A 25,261-nucleotide genomic window follows, 5' to 3' on the forward strand; every position below is an offset into this window, starting at 1 on the left:
CGACCACCTCAGCGCGACCACCTCAGCGCGACCACCTCAGCGCGACCACCTCAGCGCGACCACCTCAGCGCGACCACCTCAGCGCGACCACGTCCGGGCGACACGCTGGGCGAGGTCGGCGAGGGCCTCTGCGGGCGCGCCGAGCGCCCGCTCCTCCCCCACCATGTCCACGAGGGAGTACGCCGACTCGATCCCGAGGGCCCGCATCTCCCGCGAGCCGACCAGCACGCGCCCGGCCAGGGCGATGCACGGTCGCAGCGCCTCCGACGCGACGGCCGCGACGCCGTAGGGCACCTTGCCGGCGCGGCTGGAGAAGTCGAAGGAGCCCTCGCCCGTCACCACGAGGTCAGCGCGCCGGGCCCGCTCCGCGAGCGAGACCGCCGAGGTGACCAGGTCGATGCCCGGCTCGCGGGTGGCCCCGAGGACGAGGAGTGCGTAGCCGATGCCGCCCGCGGCGCCGGCGCCCTTCTCCAGCGACGTACGCCGGTCGGTGGCGACGGCGAAGGCCTCGAGCCAGCCGTCGACCTCGGCGATCCGCTCCTCGCCGATCCCCTTCTGCGGCCCGAAGGTCTTGGTGGCGCCGAAGAGGCCGGTCAGCGGGCTGTCGACGTCGCTCGCCGCGACCAGGGTGATGCCGGCCAGGCGCTCGCGCGCCGGTCCGAGGTCGACCGTGGTCACGGACGCCAGGGCGGACGGGCCGCCGTCGAGCACGCCGTCGGAGAGCGCCCCCAGCGCGGCCAGGACGCCGGCGCCACCGTCGTTGGTGCCCGTCCCGCCGAGCCCCACCACCACGGTCCGCGCGCCACCGTCCACGGCCGCGAGCAGCAGCTCACCGACGCCACGGCTCGATGCGGTCTCCGGGTCCCCGTCGACCAGGTGCAGGCCGGCGGCCTGCGCGCTCTCGACGTACGCCGTCTCGCCCACGCGCAGCACCACGGCGGGCACCGGCGCACCGTGCGGACCCGACACCGTCACCGCCGCGAGGTCGCCACCGAGCGCGGCGTGGAGCACGTCGACGAAGCCGGGGCCGCCGTCGGCCATGGGCGCGAGGTCGAGCTCGTCGTCGGGCGACCGGCGCCGCCAGCCAGCCGCGATGGCCTCGGCCGCCTCGACGGCCGTGAGGGTTCCCGCGAACTTGTCCGGAGCGATGAGAACGCGCATGTTGGCATCCTTGCAGTGACACCGTCGGGCATGCTGACTGCATGAGCCTTGACCCCATCGTCGCCGAGGTCACGGTGCCCGTGACCGTCACCGAGGCCTTCGTCGGCTTCACCGCCCAGATGGGCGAGTGGTGGGACCCCATGCTCACCCCGGACGCCGCCACCTTCAGCGGCATCGCGATCGATCCCAACGGGCCGGTGGCGATGGTGCACGAGGACGAGCAGTACGTCTGGGGCCGCGTGATGGAGTGGGACCCGATCGGCCGCTACACCCAGGAGTTCTGGCTCGGACACCCCGAGGACGAGGCGACCGTCCTCGACGTCCGCTTCACCGAGGCCGAGGCCGGCGGCACACTCGTCCGGCTGGTGCACAGCAACTGGGTGCCGGGCACCGAGGAGGTCCGCGAGAAGTACACCCACTGGGCCGACCTGCTCCGCCGGTACGCCGTCCACGTGTCGTGACCCTGCTCGTCCGGCCGATGCGGGTCGAGGACCTCGCGGCGTGCGAGGCCATCACGCGCGCCGCGTACTACGAGGTCGATCGCGCCACCTTCCAGCGGTCCTGGCCCGATCCGGCGCCGCGGTCCGAGGCCGGCCGCGCCGACTGGCTGGCCAAGTCGCGCCACAAGCTCACCACCGATCCCGGCGGGTGCTGGGTCGCGGAGGAGGACGGTGTCGTCGTCGGCCTCGCCACCTCGCTGCGGCGTGAGCTGATGTGGATCCTCTGCTCGTTCGCCGTAGCGCCGGAGGCGCAGGGCCGCGGGCTCGGGACCCTGCTCCTCGACGCGGCGACCCGCTACGGCGACGGCTGCCTCCGCGGCATGTTCATCGCCAGCCAGGACCAGGGGGCGCTGCACCGCTATCGCAGGGCCGGCTTCGACCTGCACCCGCAGATGGTGCTGTGGGGATCGGTCTCCCGGGCCGTGCTCCCGGCCGTGCCGTACGTCCGCGAGGGCACCGCGGCCGACCGCGACCTCTGCGACAGCCTCGACCGGCGTACGCGCGGCGCCGCCCACGGACCCGACCACGCGCTCCTCGCCGAGCAGTTCCGGCTCATCGTCATCGACCACCCGGCCGGCCAGGGATACGCGTACGTCTCGCGGACCGGCGGCGTGCAGTGCCTCGCGGCCGAGAGCAGGCGTACGGCGGCCTCGCTGCTGTGGGAGTCGCTGGCCGCCACCGACCCGGACACCCCGGTCGAGATCCCTCGTGTGAGCACGGCGAACCAGTGGGCGCTGGACGTCGCGACCGCCGCCCGGCTCGAGATCCACTCGCGCAACTTCCTCGCCACGCGGCACCTCAAGCCCCCGGCGCCGTACATCCCGCACAGCACGTTCCTCTAGGAGCACGAACTAGAGACTGGACCCCGGCTCCAGGCGCGCGCCCGCCGCGACCAGACCGGCGACCCGCGAGTCGCGGCCGACCAGCACGAGGTCGTCGTCGTGCGCCAGCCGCCGCGTCGGCTCCGCGCCCACCCGGGCACGGGACGCGACCTCGCAGCGCTCGTCCAGCACGGACGTCCGCACCACGGCACCCGCCCGGATGACGCAGTCCTCCATCACGACGCTGTCGTGCACCTCAGCGCCCTTCTCGACGACGACGCCCGGGCCGAGCACGCTGCCGACCACGAGCCCGGAGACGTCGGCCCCCGGGGACAGCATCGAGTCGCGGCACTCTCCAGCAGCGCGTACGCGGGCGGCGGGTCGGTCCGGCCAGTGCGAGATGACGGGGCGGCCGGGGTGGTCGAAGACGTCCACCTTGCCGACCAGGAGGTCGCGGTGCGACTGCAGGTAGAGGCCGGGCTGGCCGACGTCGCGCCAGTAGCCGGTGAGCGGCACGGCGGCGACCTTGCCGCCCTCGACCAGGCGCGGCAGGAGGTGCTCGCCGAAGTCGCCGATGCCGCTGTCGCCGTCGGCCGCGTCGTCCGGGTCATCCTGCTCCCCGGCCAGCTCGCGCCGCAGGTCGTGCAGCGCCGCGAGCAGGACCTCCGTGTCGTAGACGAAGATCTCGGTCGCCACCGTGCCGACGGACGGCCGCGACGGCTTGTGCTCGATGGCGGTGACCGTGCCGCCCTTGCCCGCGACCACCACGACGTTGTCGGAGGCGTCCTTCTTGCTCACCTCGCTGGTGAGCACGGTCGCCGCACGCCCGGAGGTGACGTGCTCCTCGACGACGGGGCCGAGGTCCATGTTGAAGACGTGGTCGGCGCTGCAGACCACGAGCGTGGGCGCGCCGAACGCCTCGATGTCGGCCGACATCCGCAGCAGCAGGTCGCCGTTGCCGAACGCGAACCCGCTCTCGGTCGCAGGACCGGTCCCGGTCTGCGGCACGATCCGGCGGAAGCCGCCTCGGTTGCGGTCCAGGCTCCACGGGCGGCCGCCGGAGAGGTAGTCGTCCAGGGACGTCACCTGGTACTCCAGCGACACCCACACATCCGCGAGATCGGCGTGCACCAGTCCGGAGAGCGCGAAGTCGATCAGGCGGTGCACCCCGCCGTAGGGCAGCGCGGGCTTCGCCTGCTCGCGGGTGAGGACGTCCATGCGGGAGCCCTGGCCGCCCGCCTGGACCAGGGCGAGCACCTCACCACGTCGTGACATGGCCACACACTCCCACGCGGCGCTCCGAGTCGGCGCCCCCTCCTAGGATGAGAGGTATGAGCCTCGTCGACCTGCCGCTCCTCCCCCTCGGCAAGGGCCGCGACCTCGACGCCGAACGTGGCGTCGAGTGCCCGGGCGACCTGCCGGCGGCGTCCGACCCCGACCTGGTCGAGCGCGCCCGTGCGGCGAAGGCCGCCCTCGGCGACCGGCTGTTCGTGCTGGGCCACCACTACCAGCGCGACGAGGTCATCCAGTTCGCCGACGTCACCGGCGACTCCTTCAAGCTCGCCCGCGACGCAGCTGGCCGCCCGGACGCCGAGTTCATCGTCTTCTGCGGCGTGCACTTCATGGCCGAGTCCGCCGACATCCTCACCGCGCCGTCCCAGCAGGTCGTGCTGCCCGACCTCGCGGCCGGCTGCTCGATGGCCGACATGGCCCGGTTGCGCCAGGTCGAGGACGCCTGGGACGCGATGGGCGACGCCGGCATCCAGGACAGCGTCGTGCCGGTGACGTACATGAACTCCAGCGCCGACATCAAGGCGTTCTGCGGACGCAACGGCGGCGTCGTGTGTACGTCCTCCAACGCCGACGTCGCGCTCGACTGGGCGTTCGCCCAGAAGCCCGCCGGCGAGGCCAAGATCCTCTTCCTCCCCGACCAGCACCTGGGGCGCAACACCGCAGTCCTGCAGATGGGCATCGGCCTCGACGAGTGCGTCGTGTGGGACCCCCACCTCCCGAGCGGCGGCCTCACGGCCGACGAGCTCGCGCACGCGCGGATGATCCTGTGGAAGGGGCACTGCTCGGTGCACGGCCGCTTCACCGAGGACGTCGTCGACGAGCTCCGGGCGAAGCACCCCGGCATCAACATCCTCGTCCACCCCGAGTGCCCGCACGAGGTCGTGCTCAAGGCCGACCTGGTCGGCTCGACCGAGTTCATCATCAAGACGATCGAGGCCGCCGAGCCCGGCACCGTCTGGGCCATCGGCACCGAGCTCAACCTGGTCAAGAGGCTCGCCGACAACCACCCCGACAAGACGATCGTCTTCCTCAACCGCAACGTCTGCTACTGCTCGACGATGAACCGGATCGACCTTCCGCACCTGGTGTGGGCGCTGGAGAACCTCGTCGCTGGGCAGGTGGTCAACCAGATCACCGTCGACCCGGAGACCGAGGCCGACGCACTCGTCGCGCTGCAGCGGATGCTCGACCTGCCCGGCAAGTCCCACCGCGACTGACCCGCGGCGATGACGGCACTGCGCAGGGTCAGCGACGCCGAGCGCCGTCGACGGATCGGCGTACGCCATGCGCTGGCGCCCGCCCACCGGCTCGGTGCCGTCGAGTCGGTGACGCGGGCGATGACCGTCCTGCACGCCACCGAGGCGGCCACCGTGCACCTCGCCGTCGCCGCGCGCGCCGAGGGACTCACGCCCGGCGACGTCGACACCGCGCTCTACGACTCACGCGAGGTGGTCAAGCAGCTCGCCATGCGGCGCACGCTGTTCGTCTTCCCTCGCGACCTGCTGCCTGCTGCCTGGGGCAGCGCGTCCGCGCGGGTCGCGACGGCGGAGCGCAAGCGGATCGCCAAGGCCATCGAGGGCGCCGGCATCGCCTCCGACGGCGAGGCCTGGCTCGACGCGGCTCGACAGGCGACGCTCGCCCGTCTCGCCGCCGGGCCGGCGACGACCGCCCAGCTCCGGGCCGAGGTGCCGGAGCTGGCCGGGATGATCGGCGGCACCACGGACAAGGCCTACGACCGGCCGACGCCAGTGGCACCGTGGGTGCTGACCCACCTCGGGCTCGAGGGCGCCGCGGTGCGCGGCCGCAACTCTGGACACTGGCGACTGAACAAGCCCACCTGGACCACGGCCGAGGACTGGTTGGGCGTCGTCGAGGAGCCTCTCGACGAGGCTGCAGGCTATGCCGAGCTCGTACGCCGCTGGCTGCTCACCTTCGGCCCCGGCACCGCCGCCGACCTGCAGTGGTGGCTCGGATCGACCAAGACGGCCGTCACCCGCGCCCTCGTGGACGTCGAGGCCGTCGAGGTGGAGCTCGACGACGGAGCCACTGCCTGGCTCCACCCGCAGGACACCGAGGAGACCGCACCCGTCGAGCCCTGGGCCGCGCTGCTCCCGACGCTCGACACCACGGTCATGGGCTGGAAGGGCCGCGACTTCTACCTCGACCCCGCCCACGTCCCCTGCCTGTTCGACACCAACGGCAACGCGGGCACGACGGCGTGGTGGGGCGGTCGCGTCGTGGGCTGCTGGGTGCAGGACAACGAGGGCGTCGTACGCCTCTCGCTGCTCGAGGACGTCGGTCGTGCCGGGCAGGAGTCGCTCGACGCCGAGGCAGCGCGGCTCACCGCATGGCTCGGCGGCACCGTGATCGGCAACGTCTACGCCTCGCGCCAGATGAAGCAGGCCCGGCTGCCGTAGCCGGCTATCCCAGCACGTCGTCGGCGACCGGCAGCTCGAACCAGAAGACCGAGCCGCCTCCGTCTCGCTCCTCGACGCCCATCGTCCCGCCGTGCGCCTCGACGATCCTCCGGCACGTGGCGAGCCCGATGCCCACGCCCTCGACCGTCTTGTCGAGGCGGGCCAGTGGCGCGAAGATCCGCTCGCGCCGGTCGGCCGGGACGCCGCGACCACGGTCGCGCACCTCGATCCGCTGCCGTCCGGCCACGACCCGCGAGCCCACCTCGATCTCGGGGTCCGCTCCGTCGTCGGTGAACTTCACCGCGTTGTCGACGAGGTTCATCAGCACCGAGCGCAGCTGGGCGGCGTCGCCGCGGACGACGGGCAGGTCACCGACGGCCACCGACCGGGTCGCGAGGCGCCCCGCCAGGTCGTCGAGCGCGGAACCGAGCTCGACGGCGAGGTCGACCGGGTCGTCGCCGGGAGCGACCCCCTGCGACGCGAAGGCCAGCAGGTCGCTGATCATGCCGTTCATCCGGTCCACCCCGCGACGGGCCCGGGCCACCGTGTCGAGGTGGTAGGGGTCGGTGACGTCGAGCTCGAGCGCCTCGAGGGAGAGCGACACCGACGTGAGGGGATTCTTGAGGTCGTGGCTGACCTGGCCCGCGAAGTGCTCGAGCCGGTCGTTGGCAGTGGTCAGCCGGACGTTGGCCTCGCCGAGGCGGCGCGAGGCCAGCTCCAGCTCGAGCACGTCGACCACCCGGTCGGCCAGCAGGGACAGGCCCCTCGCCGCCTCGGGGGTCACCCGGTGGGTGTCGTTGTCGAAGACGCAGAGCGTGCCGATGACGAGTCCGGCGGGTGTGCGCAGCGGGTGCGAGCCGTAGTACTTGACCTTGGCGATCTGCCCGGTCGTCCAGGGATTGTCGGCGAACCGGTCGTCGCGGGCGGCGTCCTCGACCATGATCGCCCGCTCGGAGTCGACCACCAGCCGGCACATCGAGTCCTCCAGCGGGGAGTCCTCGCCGTCGAAGCCGAACGTCGCGACCTGGTGCTGGAACCGCGAGCTGAACAGGTTGACCGCCGCGAAGGGCACGCCGGCCACCTGCGCAGCGAGGTCGACCAGTGCCCCCAGCTCGCGGCGCGGCGGCCCGGAGAGGACGCCGTACGTCGCCAGGACGAGCTCGCGCTGCCGGTCGTCCCGGTCGGTGGCGTTCACAGTCCCGGCGCCTTCCAGATCGCCAGCCAGCGCTGGAGATCGGGCTCCATCGGCAGCTCGGGCGCGAGGAGGTCGCGCACCGACAGCTCCAGCAGGTTGTCGCGGGACTGCTCGCCGGTGGGCGCGAACGCGTAGAAGGTGCCCTGCTTGTAGAGGTAGGTCAGGCCGAAGCGCTGGCCGGCGGCGTTGACGAACGGCACCATCGAGCAGAGCAACCCGCCTGCGAAGCCGTTGACCTCGAGCGTCGTGTTGACGGCGTGCAGGTCGGTGCAGAGACCTGACGGGTCGGCGGGATCGCCCGCGACCACGAGCCAGGTGAAGCCGAAGTCGTCCGTCGTGACGGTCACGTACGGCGAGTCGGCATCACCGTCGAGCAGGGCGAGCACGTCGGCCTGGGTCTGGGCGAACGCCGCCCCGGTCGCCGAGCGGTAGCAGACCGAGCCGGACCCGGTCGGCAGGAACCCCTGGGCCGTCTGCAGCGTGATCGCGGCGCTCGGCACGAGGAACAGGGCGTCGAGGTCGTTGCGCTTCGGTGTCGTCCGCGCGCGCATCGTCTCCCACAGTCCCATGTGCCCTCGCCCTCAGCCGGTCGGCCGGCTGAGCTCGGCCTGGATCCGGGCCAGCTGCTCGAGGCGCTGCTGCAGGGGCGGGTGGGTCGCCATCAGTCCGCTCACGCCTCCGCTCAGGGCGGGGACGATGCAGAGCGCGCTGGCGGCGCTGGCGGAGCGCAGGTCGCGCTGGGGGATCGCCGCGGCCTCACCGCTGATCTTCTGCAGCGCGGAGGCCAGGGCAGCCGGCTTGAGCGTCAGGTACGCCCCGGCCCGGTCGGCGCTGAGCTCGCGGTAGCGCGAGAGCAGGCGCAGCAGCAGGAAGCTGACGGCGTACACGACGAGGCTGGCGACGAGGGCGACGAGCACGGCCGGCAGGGCGCTGTTGTTGCGTGAGCGCCCCATCCCGCCGAACTGGGCGAACCTCATGAGCAGGCCCGCGGCGATGCCGGCCGACGAGGCGACCGTCATCACCAGCACGTCGCGGTGGGCGACGTGGCTCAGCTCGTGGGCCAGGACGGCCTCCAGCTCCTCGGCATCGAGGGTCTGCAGGATGCCGGTCGTCACGCACACCACGGCCCGGTCCGGCGAGCGCCCCGTCGCAAAGGCGTTGGGGAGGGACATGTCGGCGATGCCCACCCGGGGCTTGGGCATGTCGGCCAGCGCGCACAGCCGGTCGATCATGCCGTGCAGCTCGGGCGCCTCCTCCGGCGTCACCTCGCGGGCGCGCATCGCCCGCATGGCGACCTTGTCCGAGCTCCACCACTGCCAGAACGCGATGCCGATCGCGATGATCGCCACGACCGGGGCGGCGCTCCTGCCGACGAAGCCGATCACGACGACGACCAGGCCGACGAAGAGCGCGCCGAGCAGGAACATGGTGAGGGTCATCCGGGCGGTGAGCCCGGTGTCCTTGATGAAGCGGGAGGTGGCCATCAGGAGCCGGTCGGCCTCAACCCGGGATCAGACCGTCGTCGCCCAGGAGCTCGCGGACCTCGTCGATCGTCGCGTCGGGCGGCGGGAGGATCAGGTCGGACTCGTCGAGGGAGTCGAGGTCGTGGTGCGTGCCGCTGGTGCGGACCGCGGCCAGCAGGCCCTGGAGCGCGGTGCGGAACATCGCCTCGTCACCGGACTCGATGGCGCTCTCGATCTGGTTGTCCAGGCCGTTGAGGGCGTCGAGGGCGTGGTCGTCGAGGTCGTACTGCCCCTCGCCGAGGATCCGGACGATCATGCCGGGCCGCCCTCGCTGGTCTCGCGCCGGACCGCCTGCTCCTCGGGGGTCTCCTGCAGGATGTCGCCGTCCGAGGCCTCGATGGCCGCCGGCGGGGCGTTGCCGGCCTTGAGCCTGGCCAGCTCGGCCTCGACGTCGGAGCCGGAGCTGAGGGCGTCGAGCTCGCGCGTGATGTCGTCGCCGGCGTTCATCTGCGAGGCGTCGTCGAGGGCGCCCGAGGCGATCAGCTCGTCGATGGCCTGCCCGCGGGCCTGCATCTGCGCCGTCTTGTCCTCGGCGCGCTGGATCGCGAGACCGACGTCGCCCATCTCCTCGCCGATGCCCGACATTGCCTCTCCGATGCGCGTCTGCGCCTCGGCGGCGGTGTACGTCGCCTTGATGGTCTCCTTGCGGGTGCGGAAGGCCTCGACCTTCGCCTGCAGGCGCTGCTGGGCGAGGACCAGCTTCTCCTCCTCGCCCTGGAGGGTCGCCTGCTGCTCCTTGAGGCTGGTGATCTGCGAGCCGAGCCCGGACTTGCGGGTCAGGGCCTCGCGCGCCAGGTCCTCGCGGCCGGCGGCGATCGCCTTCTCGGCCTGGCCCTGGAGCTTGGCCGCCTGCTGCTCGATCTGGTTGACCTGGAGCTCGACGCGCTTGCGGCTGGTGGCCACGTCGGCCACTCCTCGGCGTACCTTCGAGAGCAGCTCGAGCTGTCGCTGGTAGCTGTAGTCCAGCGTCTCGCGGGGATCCTCCGCCTTGTCCAGGGCCTTGTTGGCCTTGGAGCGGAAGATCAGGCTGATGCGCTTCATGAGACTCATCGGGGTGGAAACCCTCTCTCGGTCATGGCTCGGTCGTCACTCTCACCCTAGATCCAAACCCAAGCCGGAGGTAGGGCATCCGCCGACGGCGGGACCCGGGGGCGGCGACGATAGGCTGGGCCGCAGCATCCGGCCCCCATGTCGATCCACCTGAAGGCAGCACGCGTGTTCCGTCGTTCCAGCTCCGAGCCAACCACCCCGACCGCCCCCGAGAAGGTCGGCGGCAAGGGTCGACCCACGCCCAGCCGCAAGGAGGCCGAGGCGGCCGCCCGGGCGCGCGCCAAGGTGCCCCGCACGCGCAAGGAGCAGGCGGCCGCCCAGCGCGCCGCACGCGGCGAGACCTCGCAGAAGATGCGGCAGGCCATGAAGACCGGCGACGAGCGCTACCTGCCGGCCCGCGACCGTGGCCCGGTCCGCCGCTTCATCCGCGACTACGTCGACTCGCGGTTCTCGTTCATCGAGCTGATGGTCCCGCTGCTGGTGCTCTCGATGGTCCTGGGCTACTCGGGCAGCGATCGCCTGATCCGGCTGGGCAACACGGTGCTCTTCAGCACGATCCTGGTGATCGCGGTCGACATCCTGATGCTCCGGTTCCGGCTGCGTCGCGAGGTGGCACGCCGCTTCCCGGGCGAGTCCACCAAGGGCATCACCTTCTACGCCGCCCTCCGCTCGCTGCAGATGAAGTTCCTCCGACTGCCCAAGCCCCAGGTCAAGATCGGCGAGAAGCTGCCCGAGACCTATCGATGAGCCACAGCCACGGTGGCCCGACCGCCGACGTCTCGGTCCGCATCGCCTGGGCCGACGACGCTGCCTCGATCGCCGGAGTCCAGGTCCGCGCCTGGCCCGCGCTCTACGCCGGGCTGCTGCCGGCCGAGCTGCTGCCCACTGACGTCGACGGTGTCGCGGCCCAGTGGCGCCAGGCGCTCGTCAAGCCCGCCGACGCCCGGCACCGGGTGCTCGTCGCCCTCGAGCGCAACCGCGTCGTGGGCTTCGCCCTGACCTCACCGGCAGTCGACCCCGACTGCGATCCCGTCGCCGACGGCGAGCTCGCCGAGGTCACCCTCGACCCCGACGAGCGGGCCAAGGGCCACGGCTCCCGGCTCCTGCAGGCGGCGGTCGACACCCTCGCCGCCGATCGGTTCACGCGCGCGGTGACGTGGGTCAACGCCGGCGACGACGCCCTGCGTACATTCCTCACCGACGCCGGGTGGGCGCCCGACACCGCGCACCGCGAGCTCGACCTCGACGGCACCGGCGCGACGACGGTGCGCCAGGTCCGGCTCCACACGGCCATCGGCTGACCGCGCCCGCACCCCGCCGGCCGCGACGCGCCAGTCCACCCCTGGGTGGCTTGTATTTCCTGTGACGCGCGTCACTATGGATGTTCCGGCTACCTCGCCGGCAACGCACGGGGGTTCGTCATGCTCGGTCCGCTTCCCACGCTCCACCGCTTCGTCCTCGTCCTCGCAGCACTCGTCGTCTGCGTCGGGATCGGGTTCTGGTTCGGCGTCATGCCGGAGATCCCGCTCAACCTCCGCGTGGGACTGCTGGCCGGCACCGCGGCCGGTGTGGCCGCGGCGTTCGTCCTCGTCCACGACTTCCACCAGCGGCAGACCCGCCCCTCCCGGGCGCGGAGGCGCATCCTCTAGCCTCGGCTCGTGACCGACGGTGTTCTCAGCCCTGCTGAGCGCTCCGGGATCATCCGCGACGGCATCGCCGTCGGCGTGGCCACGGGGGCGTACGGCATCGGGTTCGGCGCCGTCTCGGTCGCGTCGGGCCTCACCGTCGCCCAGACGTGCGTGCTGTCGCTACTGATGTTCACCGGCGCCAGCCAGTTCGCGCTGGTCGGTGTGGTGGCCGCCGGCGGAGCGCCGCTGTCGGGCGCAGCCACCGCGTTGCTGCTCGGCACGCGCAACGCCCTCTACGGGCTGCGGATGGCACCCCTGCTGCAGTGGCGCGGCTGGCGGCGGGCCGGTGCGGCCCACATCCTCATCGACGAGTCCACTGCCATGGGAGTCACGCGCGGCTCCACCGAGGCCGCCCGCCTCGGCTTCGCCACGACCGGGATCGCCGTCTTCGTGCTGTGGAACGCGGCGACCGCCATCGGAGCGTTCGCCGGCGAGGCCGTCGGCGACCCGCGGACGTACGGCCTCGATGCGGCCGTGGGCGCGGCCTTCCTGGCGCTGCTGTGGCCGCGGCTCCGGGACCGCCGCAACATCCTCGTCGGCGTGCTCGGGGCGGCGGTGGCGCTCTCGATGGTGCCCGTCACCGCACCCGGCGTACCCGTGCTCGCCGCCGGCGGCGTCGCCGTCCTGGTCGGGGTGCTCTCGAAGCGGGACGACCCGACCGAGATCCCCGGCGTCGACGACGTGGCAGGCGGTCACGCCTGATGTGGACCGCGATCCTGCTGGCGTGCGCCGGCTGCTACGTGCTCAAGCTGGCCGGTCTCTCCCTGCCTGAGCGGGTCCTCAGCCACCCGACGGTCGAGCGCGTGGCCGACCTGATCCCCGTGGCGCTGCTCGCGGCACTGGTCGCGGTGCAGGTGTTCTCCAACGGCGCAGCGCTCACCGTGGACGCGCGCGTCCTCGGGCTGGGCTTCGCCGTGGTCGCGCTGCTCCTGCGGGCACCGTTCCTGGTCGTGGTCGTGGGGGCGGCGGTCGTGGCGGCCCTCGCCCGTCTCGTCTGACGCGGGCGAAGTCGTACGCCGCCACCCCTGCCGTGCAGCAGGCGGGATGACGGCGTACGACGATCTGGCGGGGTCAGTTGACCGAGACCGCGCTCCAGGCGGCGGCGACGGTGTTCTGCTGCACCGAGCCGGCACCGTAGAGGTCACGCGCGGCGTTGAGGGTGGCAGTACGAGCACCGGCGTAGTTCGTGCTGGACGTCATGTAGACGGTCAGCGCGCGGTACCAGATCTTGCCCGCGGCGTCGCGGCCGATGCCGGTGACCGTCGAGGCGTTGCAGGTCGGCGAGTTGTGGGCCACCCCGCCGATCGTCTTCGCACCCGAGCCCTCGGCGAGCAGGTAGAAGAAGTGGTTGCCCACACCCGAGGAGTAGTGCACGTCGAGGTTCTTGGTGTTGGTGCTGTAGCAGTTCGGCGAGCTGCCGTCCGCGATCGGGTTGTCCATGCGACGGAACCCGACGTGGTTCTTGATGTCGAACTCCTCGCCGATCAGGTAGTCGGCCGGGTCGTTGGCGTTCGCCGCGTAGAACTCGACCATCGTGCCGAAGATGTCGCTCGTGGCCTCGTTGAGGCCACCGGACTCACCCGAGTACGTCAGGCCGGCGGAGTTCTCGGTGACACCGTGCGACATCTCGTGACCGGCCACGTCGAGCGACACGAGCGGGCCGAAGTTCACCCCGTCACCGTCGCCGTAGGTCATCTTCGAGCCGTCCCAGAACGCGTTGACGTAGTTCTTGCCGTAGTGGACCCGGTTGTACGAACCCGCACCGGTGTTGAAGATCCCGTTGCGGCCATGCGTGATCTGGAAGTAGTCCCACGTCGCGTTCGAGCCGTACTGCGCGTCGGCGCCGGCCGTGGCCCGGTTGCTGTTGAGACCGCTGCCGAACACGGTGGTCGCGCTGGTGATGAGAGTGGCGTTGCCGCCGGACTTGTTCTTCATGTCGGAGGTGTAGGTGTTGCCGCGGATCCCGTCGTTGCGCAGCTGGTAGGTCGTGCCCGACTTCGTCACGCTGAGCGGCACGGTGCCGCTGTAGAGGGTCTGGCCGGTGCCGTCGACGTTGACGATCTGCTGCTCGCTGCGGATCACCATGCCGGTGCGGGCGTCGACGTACGTCGCCAGCCGCGACGGCGTGCCGTCAGCCTGGGTGCCCTCCGTGACGACCTCCCACGCCAGGCGCGGCGTGGCGCCGGTCGCGTCCACGACGAGCTCGCTCGCGGAGGCGCGGTCGTCGCCGCGTACGGCTTGCGAGCGGGCGTTGCGCGCCAGGACGGTGCGCTGCGCCGCGGTCCTCGCGACGGCCGCGTCGGTGCCGAGCGTCAGCGGGGCATCGAGGGTATGGCTGACGCCGGCCCAGCCGTCGCCTCCGTCCTGGTGGACGACGAGGTCGCCGCCGAGCACCCGGAGGCCGTCGAGGGTGCGCTCGAAGCGCACGTGGCTGCTGCCGTCGGGGTCGACGACCGTCGTGCCGGGCACGAAGGACTGGCCCTCGGTCGAGCGGGCCGCTCCCGGGTGGCGCCGCAGCGCCACAAGAGCGCTGCCGGTGACGTCGGATGACGACGCACCTTGGGCGCTCGTGGCCGTGGTCAGCGGCAGTGCGGCCGCGGTGGCGGCTGCGACTGCGAGCACGGCGAGTCCTGCTGTTCTGCGCATGGTGGTGCCTTCCGGAGAGAGGTGCACCGCGCCCCCGAGTGGCGCGCGGCTGGAGTGACCCGAGCGATGCTCCCCCGGCCGGAAGTCATGGTTCCCGAGCGTCAGTCGAGGTCGAGCAGCGACTCTAGCCCCACGGTGACGCCTGGCCGAGTAAAGATTGTGCGGACCCCGACGAGCACGCCGGGGGTGAAGGACACGCGGTCCAGCGAGTCGTGCCGGATGGTCAGGGTCTCCCCCGCCGCGCCCAGGATGACCTCCTGGTGGGCCACCAGTCCGCGCACCCGCAGGCCGTGGACGCGTACGCCGTCGACGTCGGCGCCGCGCGCACCGTCGAGGCCCGACGAGGTGGCGTCGGGCATGGGTGCGCTGCCGGCCTCGCGGCGCGCGGCGGCGATCAGCTCGGCCGTACGGCGGGCCGTGCCGGAGGGGGCGTCGGCCTTGTCGGGGTGGTGCAGCTCGATGACCTCGACCGACTCGAAGAACGGTGCTGCCTGCGCCGCGAACCGCATCATCAGGATCGCGCCGATGGAGAAGTTGGGGGCGATGAGCACACCGACGCCGGGCGCACCGGTGAGCCACTCGTCGAGCTGGTCGAGCCGGGCCTGGTCGAAGCCCGTCGTGCCGACCACCGCGTGGATGCCGTGCTCGATGCAGAAGCGCAGGTTGTCCATCACCACGTCGGGATGGGTGAAGTCGACGACGACCTGGGCACCGGCCCGGGCCAGCTCCTCGATGTCGTCGCCCGCGTCGACCGATGCGACCAGCTCGGTGTCGGGTGCCGCCTCGACGGCACGGCAGACCTCGACCCCGACCTTGCCGCGGGCGCCCAGCACCCCGACCCTGATCGGTGCGTGGTCGGCGGTCTCCGGGGGTGTCGACTCAGGCGTGCTCACGCGGCCAATCTAGTGGTGCGGACGACCGACGGGTGGCGGTGGCTGACTCGCGCACGCGTGTCTGGCAGGCTGTGGACCATGCCGTCCTCGACCATCCCGCCGCGCATCAAGTGGGCCGTCGACCTCATGGAGGTCCAGCCCTCCGACCAGGTCCTCGAGATCGGCTGTGGCCCGGGCGCCGGAGCCGAGGCGATCTGCGGCTACCTGGAGACCGGGAAGCTGTTCGCGATCGACCGGTCCGAGTCGGGTGTGGACCGCACCAAGCGGCGCAACCAGAAGTACGTGGACGCCGGCCGGCTCGTCGTACGCCAGATCGACCTCGCCACGCTGCGGGTGCCGGTCAAGCGGCTCAACAAGGTCTTCGCGTTCAACGTGAACCTCTTCTGGGTGCGTCCCTGCGAGGACGAGATCGCCCTGCTCCACGAGCGGGTGGTGCCCGGTGGCGCGGTCTACCTCTTCTACGACGCCGCCCGCCCCGAGCTGGTGCCCAACATCGTGAAGAAGGCCTCCGAGAACCTCCTGCGCGGCGGCTTCCGGGTCAGCGTCGTGGAGCAGAAGGCTCCCCCGGTCATCGGGATCATCGCCAAGCGCTAGCTACTTGGCGGGGCCGACGACCGCGAGCATCTCGGGCTGGGTGAAGAGGTCGCGCGCGAGGGTGGCGACGTCGTCGAGGGTGACCGCCTCGATCCGGCCGACCACCTCGTCGATGGTGAGGAGCTCGTCGTAGACCAGCTCCGCCTTGCCGAGGCGCGACATGCGTGAGGCGGAGTCCTCGAGCCCGAGGAGCAGGCCGCCCTTGAGCTGGCCCTTGCCCCGCTGGAGCTCTTCCTCTGTGATGCCCTCCGCGGCCACCTTGGCGAGCTCGCCGCGCACCGTCTCCAGCACGGCGTCGTACTTGCCGGGCAGGCAGCCCACCGACACCCCGACCACGCCGGCGTCGGCGTGGTGGCTGGCGAAGGAGTACACGGAGTAGGCCAGGCCGCGGTGCTCGCGCACCTCCTGGAACATCCGCGACGAGGTGCCGCCGCCGAGGGCGGTGTTGAGCACGCCGAGGGCGTAGCGGCGGGGGTCGGTGCGGGTCATGCCCTTGACGCCGAGCACGAGGTTGACCTGCTCCTGCGGGCGCACCGTGCGCGCCTCACCGGGGTGCACCTTGCGGGCACGCTCGGACTGCGCGGGCGCGGTCGGCGTCGCCTCACCCGCGAGGAAGCCCTGGCGGCCGAAGGCCTGCTTGACCTGGCGCACGACGTCGGCGTGGTCGATGTTGCCGGCCACGGAGACGACCATGTTGCCGGGCGTGTAGTGGCGGCGGTAGAAGCGGTGGACCTGGGCGCGCGTCATCGCAGTGATGGAGGCGTCGGTGCCCGCGATCGGGCGGCCGAGCGGGCTGTCACCCCACGCCTGGTGGGCGAAGAGGTTGTGCACGACGTCGTCGGGGTCGTCGTCGTGCATCGCGATCTCGTCGAGGATCACGTCACGCTCGGCCTCGACGTCGGCCGCGGTGATGGTGGAGGCGGTCACCATGTCACCGAGCACGTCGACGGCCGTTCCGAGGTCCTCGTCGAGGACCCGGGCGTGGAAGACCGTGTACTCCTTGGTGGTGAAGGCGTTGAACTCGCCACCCACCGCGTCGAGCGCGACCGAGATCTCCATCGCGGTGCGCTCGGGGGTGCCCTTGAAGAGCAGGTGCTCGAGGAAGTGCGAGCAGCCGTGCAGCGCCGGGGTCTCGTCGCGGGACCCGACGTTGACCCACACACCGATGCTGGCCGAGCGGGTGCCCACCATCTGCTCGGTGACGACCCGCAGGCCGCTGGGCAGGACCGTACGCCGGACGCGCGAGGTCACCGACCCGTCGACGTCCTTGACGGTGTGGAGGGTGCGGGTGGTGCCGTTCTTCTGCACGGGGGTCCTTCCAGGTGATGCAAAGGGGGTGGAACAAGGGGTGGAACGCCACGACCGGCCGGCGGAGGCCGCCGGCCGGTCGTGGTGGTGGAACGGGTCAGGTCACTCGGACTCGGCGACCTCGGCGTCGGCCGACTCGTCGGAGTCACCCTCCGCCTCGTCGACGACGGGGACCAGCGAGAGCTTGCCGCGGTCGTCGATCTCGGCGATCGAGACCTGGACCTTCTGGCCCACCGACAGCACGTCCTCGACGGCCTCGACGCGCTTGCCGCCGGCGAGGGCACGCAGCTTGCTGATGTGCAGCAGGCCGTCCTTGCCGGGCATGAGCGAGACGAAGGCACCGAAGTTGGTGGTCTTCACGACGGTGCCGAGGTAGCGCTCGCCGACCTCGGGCATCGTCGGGTTGGCGATCGCGTTGACCGCGGCCTTGGCAGCCTCGGCCGCCTCGCCGTTGGTCGCACCGATGTAGACCGTGCCGTCGTCCTCGATGGACAGCGTCGCGCCCGTGTCGTCCTGGATCTGGTTGATGACCTTGCCCTTGGGCCCGATCACCTCGCCGATCTTGTCGACCGGCACGCGGACGGTGATGATGCGCGGCGCGTGGATCGACATCTCCTCAGGAGCATCGATCGCCTCGGCCATCACGTCGAGGATCGCCAGGCGCGCGTCGCGGGCCTGGGTCAGCGCGGCGGCCAGCACCTCGGCGGGGATGCCGTCGAGCTTGGTGTCGAGCTGGAGGGCGGTGACGAACTCGCGCGTGCCGGCGACCTTGAAGTCCATGTCGCCGAACGCGTCCTCGGCGCCGAGGATGTCGGTCAGCGCGACGTACTGCGTCTCGCCGTCGACCTCGTCGGAGATGAGTCCCATCGCGATGCCGGCGACGGAGGCCTTGAGGGGCACACCGGCCTGCAGCAGCGACAGGGTCGAGGCGCAGACCGAGCCCATCGAGGTGGAGCCGTTGGAGCCCATGGCCTCGGAGAGCTGGCGGATCGCGTAGGGGAACTCCTCACGCGACGGCAGCACCGGCAGGAGGGCGCGGCGCGCGAGCGCACCGTGGCCGACCTCGCGACGCTTGGGCGAGCCCACGCGGCCGGTCTCACCGGTGGAGAACGGCGGGAAGACGTACTTGTGCATGTAGCGGCGGTGCTTCTCCGGCGACAGCGTGTCGAGCTGCTGCTCCAGCTTGAGCATGTTGAGGGTGGTGACGCCCAGGATCTGGGTCTCGCCACGCTCGAACAGCGCCGAGCCGTGGACGCGCGGGATCACGTTGACCTCGGCGTGCAGCGGGCGGATGTCGGCCAGGCCGCGGCCGTCCATGCGGATCTTGTCGCGCAGCACGCGCTGGCGCATCACGGACTTGTTCAGCGAGCGGAACGCAGCGCCGATCTCCTTCTCGCGACCCTCGAACTGACCCGACAGCTTCTCGAGCAGCGCGGCCTTGATCTCGTCGACCTTGAGCTCGCGCTCCTGCTTGTCGGCGATCGTCAGCGCGGCGGCGGTGTCGTCCTTGGCGGCCGACTCGACGGCGGCGTACACGTCGTCCTCGTAGTCGAGGAAGACCGGGAAGTCCTGGACCGGCTTGGCGGACTCGGCAGCGAGCTGGGCCTGCGCCTCGACGAGCTGCTTGATGAAGGGCTTCGCGGCGTCGAGGCCACTGGCCACGACCTCCTCGGTGGGCGCCTGGGCACCGTTCTGCACGAGCGCGATGGTGTCCTCGGGGGCCTCGGCCTCGACCATCATGATGGCGACGTCACCGGACTCGGTGACGCGGCCGGCGACGACCATGTCGAACACGGCCGACTCGAGCTGCGAGTGGCTCGGGAACGCGACCCACTGGCCCTCGATGAGGGCCACGCGGACGCCACCGACGGGGCCGGAGAACGGCAGGCCGGAGAGCTGGGTGGACAGCGACGCGGCGTTGATCGCGAGCACGTCGTACGGCTGGTCGGGGTCGAGCGCCATGACGGTGATGACGACCTGGACCTCGTTGCGCAGACCCTTCTTGAAGGTCGGGCGCAGCGGCCGGTCGATGAGGCGGCAGGTGAGGATCGCGTCCTCGCCCGGGCGACCCTCGGAGCGGAAGAAGGAGCCGGGGATCTGGCCCACTGCGTACATCCGCTCCTCGACGTCGATCGTCAGGGGGAAGAAGTCGAAGTGGTCCTTGGGCGTCTTGCCCGCGGTCGTCGCCGAGAGCAGCATGGTCTCGTCGTCGAGGTACGCCGTGACCGAGCCGGCGGCCTGACGGGCCAGGAGGCCGGTCTCGAACTTGATCGTGCGCTTGCCGAACTTGCCGTTGTCGAGAACGGTCTCGACGGCGGAGATGATGGGTTCACTCATGGAAGCAGGATCCTGCTTTCTCTTCGCGGAGCGATCCGCGGCGCCACACTCTCCCGAGATGGTGAGGGGCTTCGAAGCCCCGCGGGGGCCGGTCTTCGATCGAGGCCCGCAGATCCGTTGATCTGAAGGCCACTACCGAGGACCGAGCCGGACGTGCGGGTCGCTCCTGTTGGTTGTGTGTTCAGTTGTGGTGGTGCCGGCTCGACACTAGCGCGGCGAGGCCGTGATGCGAGAGGAGCGGCTCCCCCAGAGGGGAACCGCTCCCAAGCGAGTCAGCGTCGGAGGCCGAGGCGCTCGACAATGGAGCGGTAACGCTCGATCTCGGTCTTGTTCAGGTAGTTGAGCAGCCGGCGGCGCTGGCCGACGAGCAGCAGCAGGCCACGACGGCTGTGGTGGTCGTGCTTGTGCGTCTTGAGGTGCTCCGTGAGGTGCGAGATGCGGTGGCTGAGCAGCGCGATCTGGACCTCGGGGGAACCGGTGTCACCCTCGACAACGGCGTACTCGGCGATGATCTTCTTCTTGGTCTCCGCGTCGGTACCAATCGACATGGGGGCTCCTTCGGTTCTCGTTGCGCGGCGCGCCCGGGCCTGTTCACCGGGGCACTCTGGATCCGCGGCCGTTGTCACGGCGTGTCGCCCTCGCGGGCAACCGCAGAAGCATATCGAGGCGCTGGACTCCGAACCCAATCCGCGCCGCGCAACGAGGCTCAGCCGAGCGTGCAGCCTCAGATGGCCGGCGGGGCCGGCGGGTCCGACTCGGTGGTGCGCTGCGTGCTGGCCTGGCGCCCCTCGGCGTCGGTCGTGACGGCGGTCGTGGTTGCCCGACGCTTGGTGTTCTGCTGGACGATCGTGAGCACCAGCCACAGTGCTCCGGCGAGGGCAAGGATGATGCCCAGCGTCCACATGTTGAGAGGCCCCACTTCTTGGTCGTTCAACGCGAACGCGAGGATCAGTCCTACGACAATGAGGCCGATCGGCCCTCCGAAACCCATGACGATCTCCATTCTGTGGGGGATGCTGCCTCGATCTCGTTCGGTCTGGACCGGGCGGGGCAGAGTCTGTCCTGCTGCGCCCTGCGCTGTCACCCCCCTCAGGGGGCAGGCATGCGACGATCTGGTGATGAGCGAGCGACGGATCGGGGTCTGCAACCTCTGCGAGGCGATCTGCGGGCTGGAGCTCACCATCGATGGCCGCGACGTCGTCGGGGTGCGGGGCAACCCGGCCGACCCGCTCTCCCGCGGCCACATCTGCCCCAAGGGCGTGGCGATCGCCGACGTGTACGCCGACCCGGACCGGCTGCGGCGACCCGTACGTCGTGTCGGCGACGGCGCGGACGCGCGCTGGGAGGAGATCGGCTGGGACGAGGCCTTCGACCTGGTGGCCGACAACCTCGCGCGGGCGGTCAACGAGCACGGCGACGACGCGCTCGGCGTCTACCTCGGCAACCCCAACGCGCACAGCCTCGGCTCGATGACGCACGGCACCGCGATGTTCAAGTCGTTCCGGACGAGGAACCGCTACTCCGCCACGTCGGTCGACCAGCTCCCCCACCAGCTCGTCGCGCACCTGATGTTCGGCCACCAGCTCTTCCTGCCGATCCCCGACATCGACCGCACGTCGTGGTTCCTGGTGATCGGCGCCAACCCGATGGCGTCCAACGGCTCGCTCATGACGGTGCCCGACTTCCCGAACCGCGCCCGCGAGCTGAAGGCCCGCGGCGGTCGGATGGTCGTCCTCGACCCGCGGCGCACCGAGACCGCGAAGATCGCCGACGAGCACCACTTCGTCCGCCCAGGCACCGACGCGTGGGTGCTGCTCGCGATGCTGCACGTCCTGACGACCGAGGCTCGGCCGGATGGTGGCCCGGCGGTGGCGTCGTACGTCGACGGGCTCGCGACGGTGGTCGACCTCGTGGCCGACTTCACCCCCGAACGGGCCGAGGCGATGAGCGGGCTGCCCGCCGACGAGGTCCGCCGCCTGGCCCGCGAACTGGTGGCTGCCGACGCGGGCGTGGTCTACAGCCGCATCGGGGTGTCGGCCGGCCCGTGGGGCACGGTGTGCCAGTGGGCGGTCAACTGCCTCAACATCCTCAGCGGCAACCTCGACCGCGCCGGCGGGGCGATGTTCACCTCCCCCGCCATCGACGCGGTCGGCACCGGCCTCATCGGGCGCGGGCACCACGACGCGTGGCGCTCGCGGGTGCGGGGCCTGCCGGAGACGGCGGGCGAGCTCCCTGTGTCGGCGCTCCGCGAGGAGATCGAGACACCGGGCGAGGGCCAGGTCCGGGCCGTGCTCACCGTCGCCGGCAACCCCGTCCTCTCGACACCGGACGGACCGCGGCTCGACGAGGCGCTGCGCGGGCTCGACTTCATGGCCGCCGTCGACATCTACGTCAACGAGACCACGCGCCACGCCGACGTGATCCTGCCGCCCACGACGGCGCTCGAGCGGGACCACTACGACCTGGTCTTCCACCTGCTCGCCGTACGCGACACCGCCCGCTTCACGCCCGCCGTCTTCGAGAAGGACGCCGACCAGCGCCACGACTGGCAGATCTTCCGCGAGATCACCCTGCGCACCACCGCCCGGCTCGAGCGCAAGGCCCCGCTGAAGAAGCGGCTGGTCCAGCGCGCGCGGCTCACCGCGAGCCCCACCTTCCTCATCACCCAGTTGCTGCGGCGCGGCTCGAGCGGCGTCACGATGAAGAAGCTGCGGGCCCGGCCGTCCGGGATCGACCTCGGCCCGCTCCGCGGCGGCCAGCTTCCGGAGCGCCTGCCCGCCACGAGCAAGCGGATCGACCTCGCTCCCGCGCTCGTCGTGCAGGACGTCGCCCGGCTGGCGGCGGTCGCGGCTCCCGAAGGCGACGAGCTGCTGCTCATCGGGCGGCGCCACAAGCAGGACTGCAACTCGTGGATGCACAACTCCGAGCGGCTCACCCGGGGTCGGCCGCGCCACCAGCTCCTGATGCACCCTGCCGACCTCGCCGACCGCGAGATCACCGACGGCACGCTGGTGAGGGTGACCTCACGTGTCGGGTCGGTCGAGGTCGAGGTGGTGGCCTCCGACGACCTGATGCCCGGCGTCGTCTCGCTCCCCCACGGCTACGGCCACGCCAAGGACGGCGTCCTCATGACCCGCAGCCGCGAGGTCCCGGGCGTCTCGATCAACGACCTCACCGACCCCGAACGGCTCGACGTGTCGGGCAACGCGGCGCTCAACGGCGTGCCCGTCGCGGTCACCGCTTGCTGACGTCGCCCTTCCGACCGTCCTTCTGATCGTCCTTCGTCCCCGCGGGCTCCTCCTCCGGCTCGACCTCGACCGGCTCCGGGAGGAGCGGGTTGGTCACCTCGGGCGTCGTCGCGCGGTCAGGGGTCGGGAAGGCCGCACCGCTGAGGTCGGCGCGGCGCACCGGGGTCCGCGCCGGTTGGTCGCGCACTCCCAGCGGGAAGACGTTCCAGCGCGTGACGTCGCCGAGCACCCACGGCACGGTCCGCCCGGCCTGGCCGTAGCACTGCACGTCGAGCGGGCGGCCGCGCTGGTCGAAGAGCTGCACGCCGACCAGCGGCTGGCCGGAGGCGTCGTACGCCGCGATGTTGCAGACCTGCTCCCCACGACTGACCAGCCCCTCGTCGTCGCTGCCCAGCTGGGCCTCGTTGTAGCCCTGGCTGTAGCGGCTCCACGACTGCTGGTCGAACTGGCCGTTGATGACGGGCAGCGCGACGATCGCCACGACGTTGAGCAGCATGAGCACGACCCGGCTCACCGACGACGAGCCCGGGGACCCGGGACCGGGCCACACCCGGCCGAGCCCGACGAGGGCGCTGCCGGCGACGCAGACCACGAGGATCGGCAGCGCCAGCACCGGGTGGACGCCCGGCAGCCAGATCAGCCCATAGTCGTACCAGCCCGGCACGAGCCTCGCGGCCAGCACCGCCGCGACGTAGCCGCGGATCACCCACCAGGCCGGGCGCAGCGCCACCAGCACCGACCACAGCGGTGCGATCCTCGGCCGGGCGACGGCGCCGTCCCAGAGGTGGCGCACGATGTCGAGCTGCTCGCCCAGGGACCGGCCCGTCGGGACGTGGAGCCGGCGTCGCGCGACCGGGTCGAACCCGGCTGCCGCCCGGAGCTCGCGGGCGTACGCGGCCGGGTCGCCGAGCACCGCCCCGCCGTGCTCGGCGACCTGGTCGGTGAGGTCGGCCTCCAGCCCCTCGGTCAGCTCGAGCCGGTCGTCGTCGGACAGGTCGGCGAGGGACTCGCGGACGCGGGCCACGAAGGCCGCGACGTCGGGCCGGACCGGAAGTGCAGTGGTGTTCATGCGCTGGCCCCCTGGGCGGTGTGGGCGGCGGGACCGTCGAGGAGCCCGTCGAGGATGGAGGAGAAGGCGTGCCAGTCGTCGCGCTGCCGCGCGAGCTGGTCACGGCCGATGGGCGTGATGCCGTAGTACTTGCGGTGCGGGCCGCTCTCGGAAGGCACGACGTACGACGTGAGCGCGCCGGCGGCGTACAGCCGGCGCAGCGTGCCGTAGACCGACGCGTCACCCACATCGGCCAACCCGCCGTCGCGCAGCCGCCGCACGATGTCGTAGCCGTAGCCGTCCTCGCCCCGGACCACGGCGAGCACCGCGAGGTCGAGCACTCCCTTGAGGAGCTGGGTCTGATCCATGGACCGCACACTACTACGCAGTCCGCAGTAGTGCGCGTCACGAACATGCGCGTCGGCGTGTCCCGCCCGGTAGGCGGTGCCTCGCGCCGTGGTCTCCCGAACCGCGCGTGGCGACCCTTGGGCGCCCCGCGATCATTGTCTAGCGTTTCAATAGACAATTTGACGACGAAGGGAACGCCATGACGCTCCAGCTCGAGCAGGACCACGCGATCGACCACTCCCCCGACTCGCCCGACGGGGTCGGGGTGCACCGGATCGGCGGGCGCATCGGTGCGCGCGTGGACGGCGTACGCCTCTCCGGCGACCTCGACGACGCCGTGGTGGCGCGCATCCGCAAGGCGATCCTGCGGAACAAGGTGGTGGTCTTCCGCGGCCAGGGCCACCTCGACGACGAGGCCCACATCGCGTTCGCCGAGCGCCTGGGCACCCTCACGACCGCGCACCCGACGGTCAACACGGGCAGCGAGCGGATCTACACGCTCACGGCCAACAAGGGGATGGCCGCCAACAGCTGGCACACCGACGTCACGTTCGTCGACCGGGTGCCGGCCTTCAGCATCCTGCGCGGCGTGACGATCCCGCCCTACGGCGGCAACACGGTGTGGGCCAACACGGTCGACGCGTACGACCGGCTGCCCGACTCCCTCAAGGCGCTGGTCGAGAACCTGTGGGCGGTCCACACCAACGCCTACGACTACGCCGACCGGGAGCAGGGCGCGCACGACGACGACGAGGTGGCCGTCGCCCGGCGCCAGGAGTTCCGCCGGACCACCTACGAGACCGCCCACCCGGTGGTGCGCGTGCACCCCGAGACCGGTGAGCGGGCGCTGCTGCTCGGCCACTTCGTGAAGCAGTTCGTCGGCCTCAACCAGCTGGAGTCGAGCACGCTCTTCAACCTCCTGCAGAACCGGGTGACCCGGCTCGAGAACACGATCCGCTGGACGTGGCAGCAGGGCGACGTGGCGATCTGGGACAACCGGGCCACCCAGCACTACGCCGTCGCCGACTTCGGCGAGGAGCCGCGCGAAGTGCGCCGGATCACGGTCGCCGGCGACGTCCCGCTGTCGGTGGACGGGCGGCGCAGCGAGGTGCTCGTCGGCGACGCGTCCGGCTTCGCCGACATCGACGCGCTGATCAGCTGAGGTGCGACAGAGCCCCCGCCGGTGTCCGG

At 71.5% G+C, this 25,261-nt stretch carries 27 protein-coding genes; 12 read left to right on the plus strand and 15 right to left on the minus strand.

Annotated features, from left to right (window positions below; all coding sequences use genetic code 11):
- Positions 1–78: 78 nt before the first annotated feature.
- Positions 79–1,161 carry a glycerate kinase family protein gene (locus EUA94_RS06020; RefSeq protein ID WP_129425722.1) on the minus strand — a complete coding sequence of 361 codons (1,083 nt, stop codon included), beginning with the start codon at positions 1,159–1,161 and terminating at the stop codon, positions 79–81.
- A 41-nt stretch (positions 1,162–1,202) separates the two neighbouring features.
- Here EUA94_RS06020 and EUA94_RS06025 point away from each other — a divergent pair, with 41 nt between their 5' ends.
- Both EUA94_RS06025 and EUA94_RS06030 read left to right on the plus strand, forming a co-directional pair.
- Entirely contained in the window at positions 1,203–1,622 is a 420-nt protein-coding gene (locus tag EUA94_RS06025) for an SRPBCC family protein (RefSeq protein WP_129425724.1), read from the plus strand.
- Positions 1,619–2,503, plus strand: a complete 885-nt coding sequence (locus tag EUA94_RS06030) for a GNAT family N-acetyltransferase (RefSeq protein ID WP_207210429.1) — start codon at positions 1,619–1,621, stop codon at positions 2,501–2,503. The genes EUA94_RS06025 and EUA94_RS06030 overlap by 4 nt, the downstream gene beginning before the upstream one ends.
- Before the next feature lie 9 nt (positions 2,504–2,512).
- On the opposite strand, the gene EUA94_RS06035 is transcribed toward EUA94_RS06030, so the two are convergent.
- A complete protein-coding gene (locus EUA94_RS06035) occupies positions 2,513–3,757 on the minus strand; it encodes a glucose-1-phosphate adenylyltransferase family protein (RefSeq protein ID WP_129425726.1) in 1,245 nt (414 codons plus the stop codon).
- 56 nt (positions 3,758–3,813) lie between these two features.
- On the opposite strand from EUA94_RS06035, the gene nadA reads away from it, so the two are divergent.
- Positions 3,814–4,992: a quinolinate synthase NadA gene (nadA, locus tag EUA94_RS06040; protein WP_129425728.1), complete on the plus strand. Its 1,179-nt coding sequence runs from the start codon at positions 3,814–3,816 to the stop codon at positions 4,990–4,992.
- Positions 4,993–5,001: 9 nt separating this feature from the next.
- Positions 5,002–6,192 carry a winged helix DNA-binding domain-containing protein gene (locus EUA94_RS06045; RefSeq protein WP_242494703.1) on the plus strand — a complete coding sequence of 397 codons (1,191 nt, stop codon included), beginning with the start codon at positions 5,002–5,004 and terminating at the stop codon, positions 6,190–6,192.
- Positions 6,193–6,196: 4 nt separating this feature from the next.
- Here EUA94_RS06045 and EUA94_RS06050 read toward each other — a convergent pair whose 3' ends face one another.
- Genes EUA94_RS06050 through EUA94_RS06070 form a run of 5 tightly spaced genes read right to left on the minus strand, consistent with a single transcriptional unit; the run spans position 6,197 to position 9,960 of the window.
- Positions 6,197–7,387, minus strand: a complete 1,191-nt coding sequence (locus EUA94_RS06050; RefSeq protein ID WP_129425730.1) for a sensor histidine kinase — start codon at positions 7,385–7,387, stop codon at positions 6,197–6,199.
- Entirely contained in the window at positions 7,384–7,956 is a 573-nt protein-coding gene (gene pspAB / locus EUA94_RS06055) for a PspA-associated protein PspAB (protein ID WP_129425732.1), read from the minus strand. Before pspAB ends, EUA94_RS06050 begins: the two co-directional genes overlap by 4 nt.
- A gap of 12 nt (positions 7,957–7,968) precedes the next feature.
- Entirely contained in the window at positions 7,969–8,871 is a 903-nt protein-coding gene (gene htpX / locus EUA94_RS06060; protein ID WP_129425734.1) for a zinc metalloprotease HtpX, read from the minus strand.
- 16 nt (positions 8,872–8,887) lie between these two features.
- On the minus strand, positions 8,888–9,166 hold the full coding sequence (gene pspAA / locus EUA94_RS06065) for a PspA-associated protein PspAA (RefSeq protein WP_129425736.1): 279 nt from the start codon (positions 9,164–9,166) through the stop codon (positions 8,888–8,890).
- Positions 9,163–9,960, minus strand: a complete 798-nt coding sequence (locus EUA94_RS06070; RefSeq protein ID WP_207210430.1) for a PspA/IM30 family protein — start codon at positions 9,958–9,960, stop codon at positions 9,163–9,165. Before EUA94_RS06070 ends, pspAA begins: the two co-directional genes overlap by 4 nt.
- A gap of 138 nt (positions 9,961–10,098) precedes the next feature.
- On the opposite strand from EUA94_RS06070, the gene EUA94_RS06075 reads away from it, so the two are divergent.
- The 5 genes from EUA94_RS06075 to EUA94_RS06095 all read left to right on the plus strand — a co-directional run bounded on the left by EUA94_RS06075 (position 10,099) and on the right by EUA94_RS06095 (position 12,646).
- A complete protein-coding gene (locus EUA94_RS06075; RefSeq protein ID WP_242494704.1) occupies positions 10,099–10,707 on the plus strand; it encodes a DUF3043 domain-containing protein in 609 nt (202 codons plus the stop codon).
- Positions 10,704–11,261: a GNAT family N-acetyltransferase gene (locus EUA94_RS06080; protein WP_129425738.1), complete on the plus strand. Its 558-nt coding sequence runs from the start codon at positions 10,704–10,706 to the stop codon at positions 11,259–11,261. The genes EUA94_RS06075 and EUA94_RS06080 overlap by 4 nt, the downstream gene beginning before the upstream one ends.
- 120 nt (positions 11,262–11,381) lie before the next feature.
- Positions 11,382–11,609 (plus strand): hypothetical protein, encoded by a 228-nt coding sequence (locus EUA94_RS06085; RefSeq protein ID WP_129425740.1) that lies wholly within the window; start codon positions 11,382–11,384, stop codon positions 11,607–11,609.
- Between the two features lie 9 nt (positions 11,610–11,618).
- The gene (locus tag EUA94_RS06090; protein WP_129425742.1) at positions 11,619–12,350 is read left to right on the plus strand and encodes an AzlC family ABC transporter permease; all 732 of its coding nucleotides are present in this window, start codon (positions 11,619–11,621) and stop codon (positions 12,348–12,350) included.
- Entirely contained in the window at positions 12,350–12,646 is a 297-nt protein-coding gene (locus EUA94_RS06095) for an AzlD domain-containing protein (protein WP_129425744.1), read from the plus strand. Before EUA94_RS06090 ends, EUA94_RS06095 begins: the two co-directional genes overlap by 1 nt.
- A gap of 73 nt (positions 12,647–12,719) precedes the next feature.
- On the opposite strand, the gene EUA94_RS06100 is transcribed toward EUA94_RS06095, so the two are convergent.
- Positions 12,720–14,270, minus strand: a complete 1,551-nt coding sequence (locus EUA94_RS06100) for a M4 family metallopeptidase (RefSeq protein ID WP_242494705.1) — start codon at positions 14,268–14,270, stop codon at positions 12,720–12,722.
- A gap of 125 nt (positions 14,271–14,395) precedes the next feature.
- On the minus strand, positions 14,396–15,139 hold the full coding sequence (gene dapB / locus EUA94_RS06105; protein ID WP_129426158.1) for a 4-hydroxy-tetrahydrodipicolinate reductase: 744 nt from the start codon (positions 15,137–15,139) through the stop codon (positions 14,396–14,398).
- Between the two features lie 126 nt (positions 15,140–15,265).
- Between dapB and EUA94_RS06110 the strand changes: the two genes are divergently transcribed.
- The gene (locus EUA94_RS06110) at positions 15,266–15,781 is read left to right on the plus strand and encodes a class I SAM-dependent methyltransferase (RefSeq protein WP_129425747.1); all 516 of its coding nucleotides are present in this window, start codon (positions 15,266–15,268) and stop codon (positions 15,779–15,781) included.
- Here the strand turns inward: EUA94_RS06110 and EUA94_RS06115 are convergent, their stop codons facing one another.
- The 4 genes from EUA94_RS06115 to EUA94_RS06130 form a co-directional block, all read right to left on the minus strand.
- Positions 15,782–17,089: a M16 family metallopeptidase gene (locus EUA94_RS06115; RefSeq protein WP_129425749.1), complete on the minus strand. Its 1,308-nt coding sequence runs from the start codon at positions 17,087–17,089 to the stop codon at positions 15,782–15,784.
- 102 nt (positions 17,090–17,191) lie between these two features.
- Positions 17,192–19,426: a polyribonucleotide nucleotidyltransferase gene (locus EUA94_RS06120; RefSeq protein ID WP_129425751.1), complete on the minus strand. Its 2,235-nt coding sequence runs from the start codon at positions 19,424–19,426 to the stop codon at positions 17,192–17,194.
- Positions 19,427–19,698: 272 nt separating this feature from the next.
- On the minus strand, positions 19,699–19,974 hold the full coding sequence (gene rpsO / locus EUA94_RS06125) for a 30S ribosomal protein S15 (protein ID WP_129425753.1): 276 nt from the start codon (positions 19,972–19,974) through the stop codon (positions 19,699–19,701).
- Between the two features lie 176 nt (positions 19,975–20,150).
- Complete coding sequence (locus tag EUA94_RS06130) at positions 20,151–20,417, minus strand: DUF6458 family protein (RefSeq protein WP_129425755.1); 267 nt, start codon at positions 20,415–20,417, stop codon at positions 20,151–20,153.
- Positions 20,418–20,544: 127 nt separating this feature from the next.
- On the opposite strand from EUA94_RS06130, the gene EUA94_RS06135 reads away from it, so the two are divergent.
- Positions 20,545–22,674: a molybdopterin-dependent oxidoreductase gene (locus EUA94_RS06135; protein ID WP_129425757.1), complete on the plus strand. Its 2,130-nt coding sequence runs from the start codon at positions 20,545–20,547 to the stop codon at positions 22,672–22,674.
- Here EUA94_RS06135 and EUA94_RS06140 read toward each other — a convergent pair.
- Positions 22,661–23,743, minus strand: a complete 1,083-nt coding sequence (locus tag EUA94_RS06140; protein WP_129425759.1) for a DUF1700 domain-containing protein — start codon at positions 23,741–23,743, stop codon at positions 22,661–22,663. The two genes, EUA94_RS06135 and EUA94_RS06140, sit on opposite strands and share 14 nt — an antisense overlap.
- Positions 23,740–24,090, minus strand: a complete 351-nt coding sequence (locus tag EUA94_RS06145) for a PadR family transcriptional regulator (RefSeq protein ID WP_129425761.1) — start codon at positions 24,088–24,090, stop codon at positions 23,740–23,742. The genes EUA94_RS06140 and EUA94_RS06145 overlap by 4 nt, the downstream gene beginning before the upstream one ends.
- A gap of 179 nt (positions 24,091–24,269) precedes the next feature.
- Between EUA94_RS06145 and EUA94_RS06150 the strand changes: the two genes are divergently transcribed.
- Positions 24,270–25,232: a TauD/TfdA dioxygenase family protein gene (locus tag EUA94_RS06150; protein WP_129425763.1), complete on the plus strand. Its 963-nt coding sequence runs from the start codon at positions 24,270–24,272 to the stop codon at positions 25,230–25,232.
- The last annotated feature ends 29 nt before the right edge of the window (positions 25,233–25,261 follow it).

This window comes from Nocardioides zhouii (assembly GCF_004137345.1).
GTDB classification, from domain to species: domain Bacteria; phylum Actinomycetota; class Actinomycetes; order Propionibacteriales; family Nocardioidaceae; genus Nocardioides; species Nocardioides zhouii.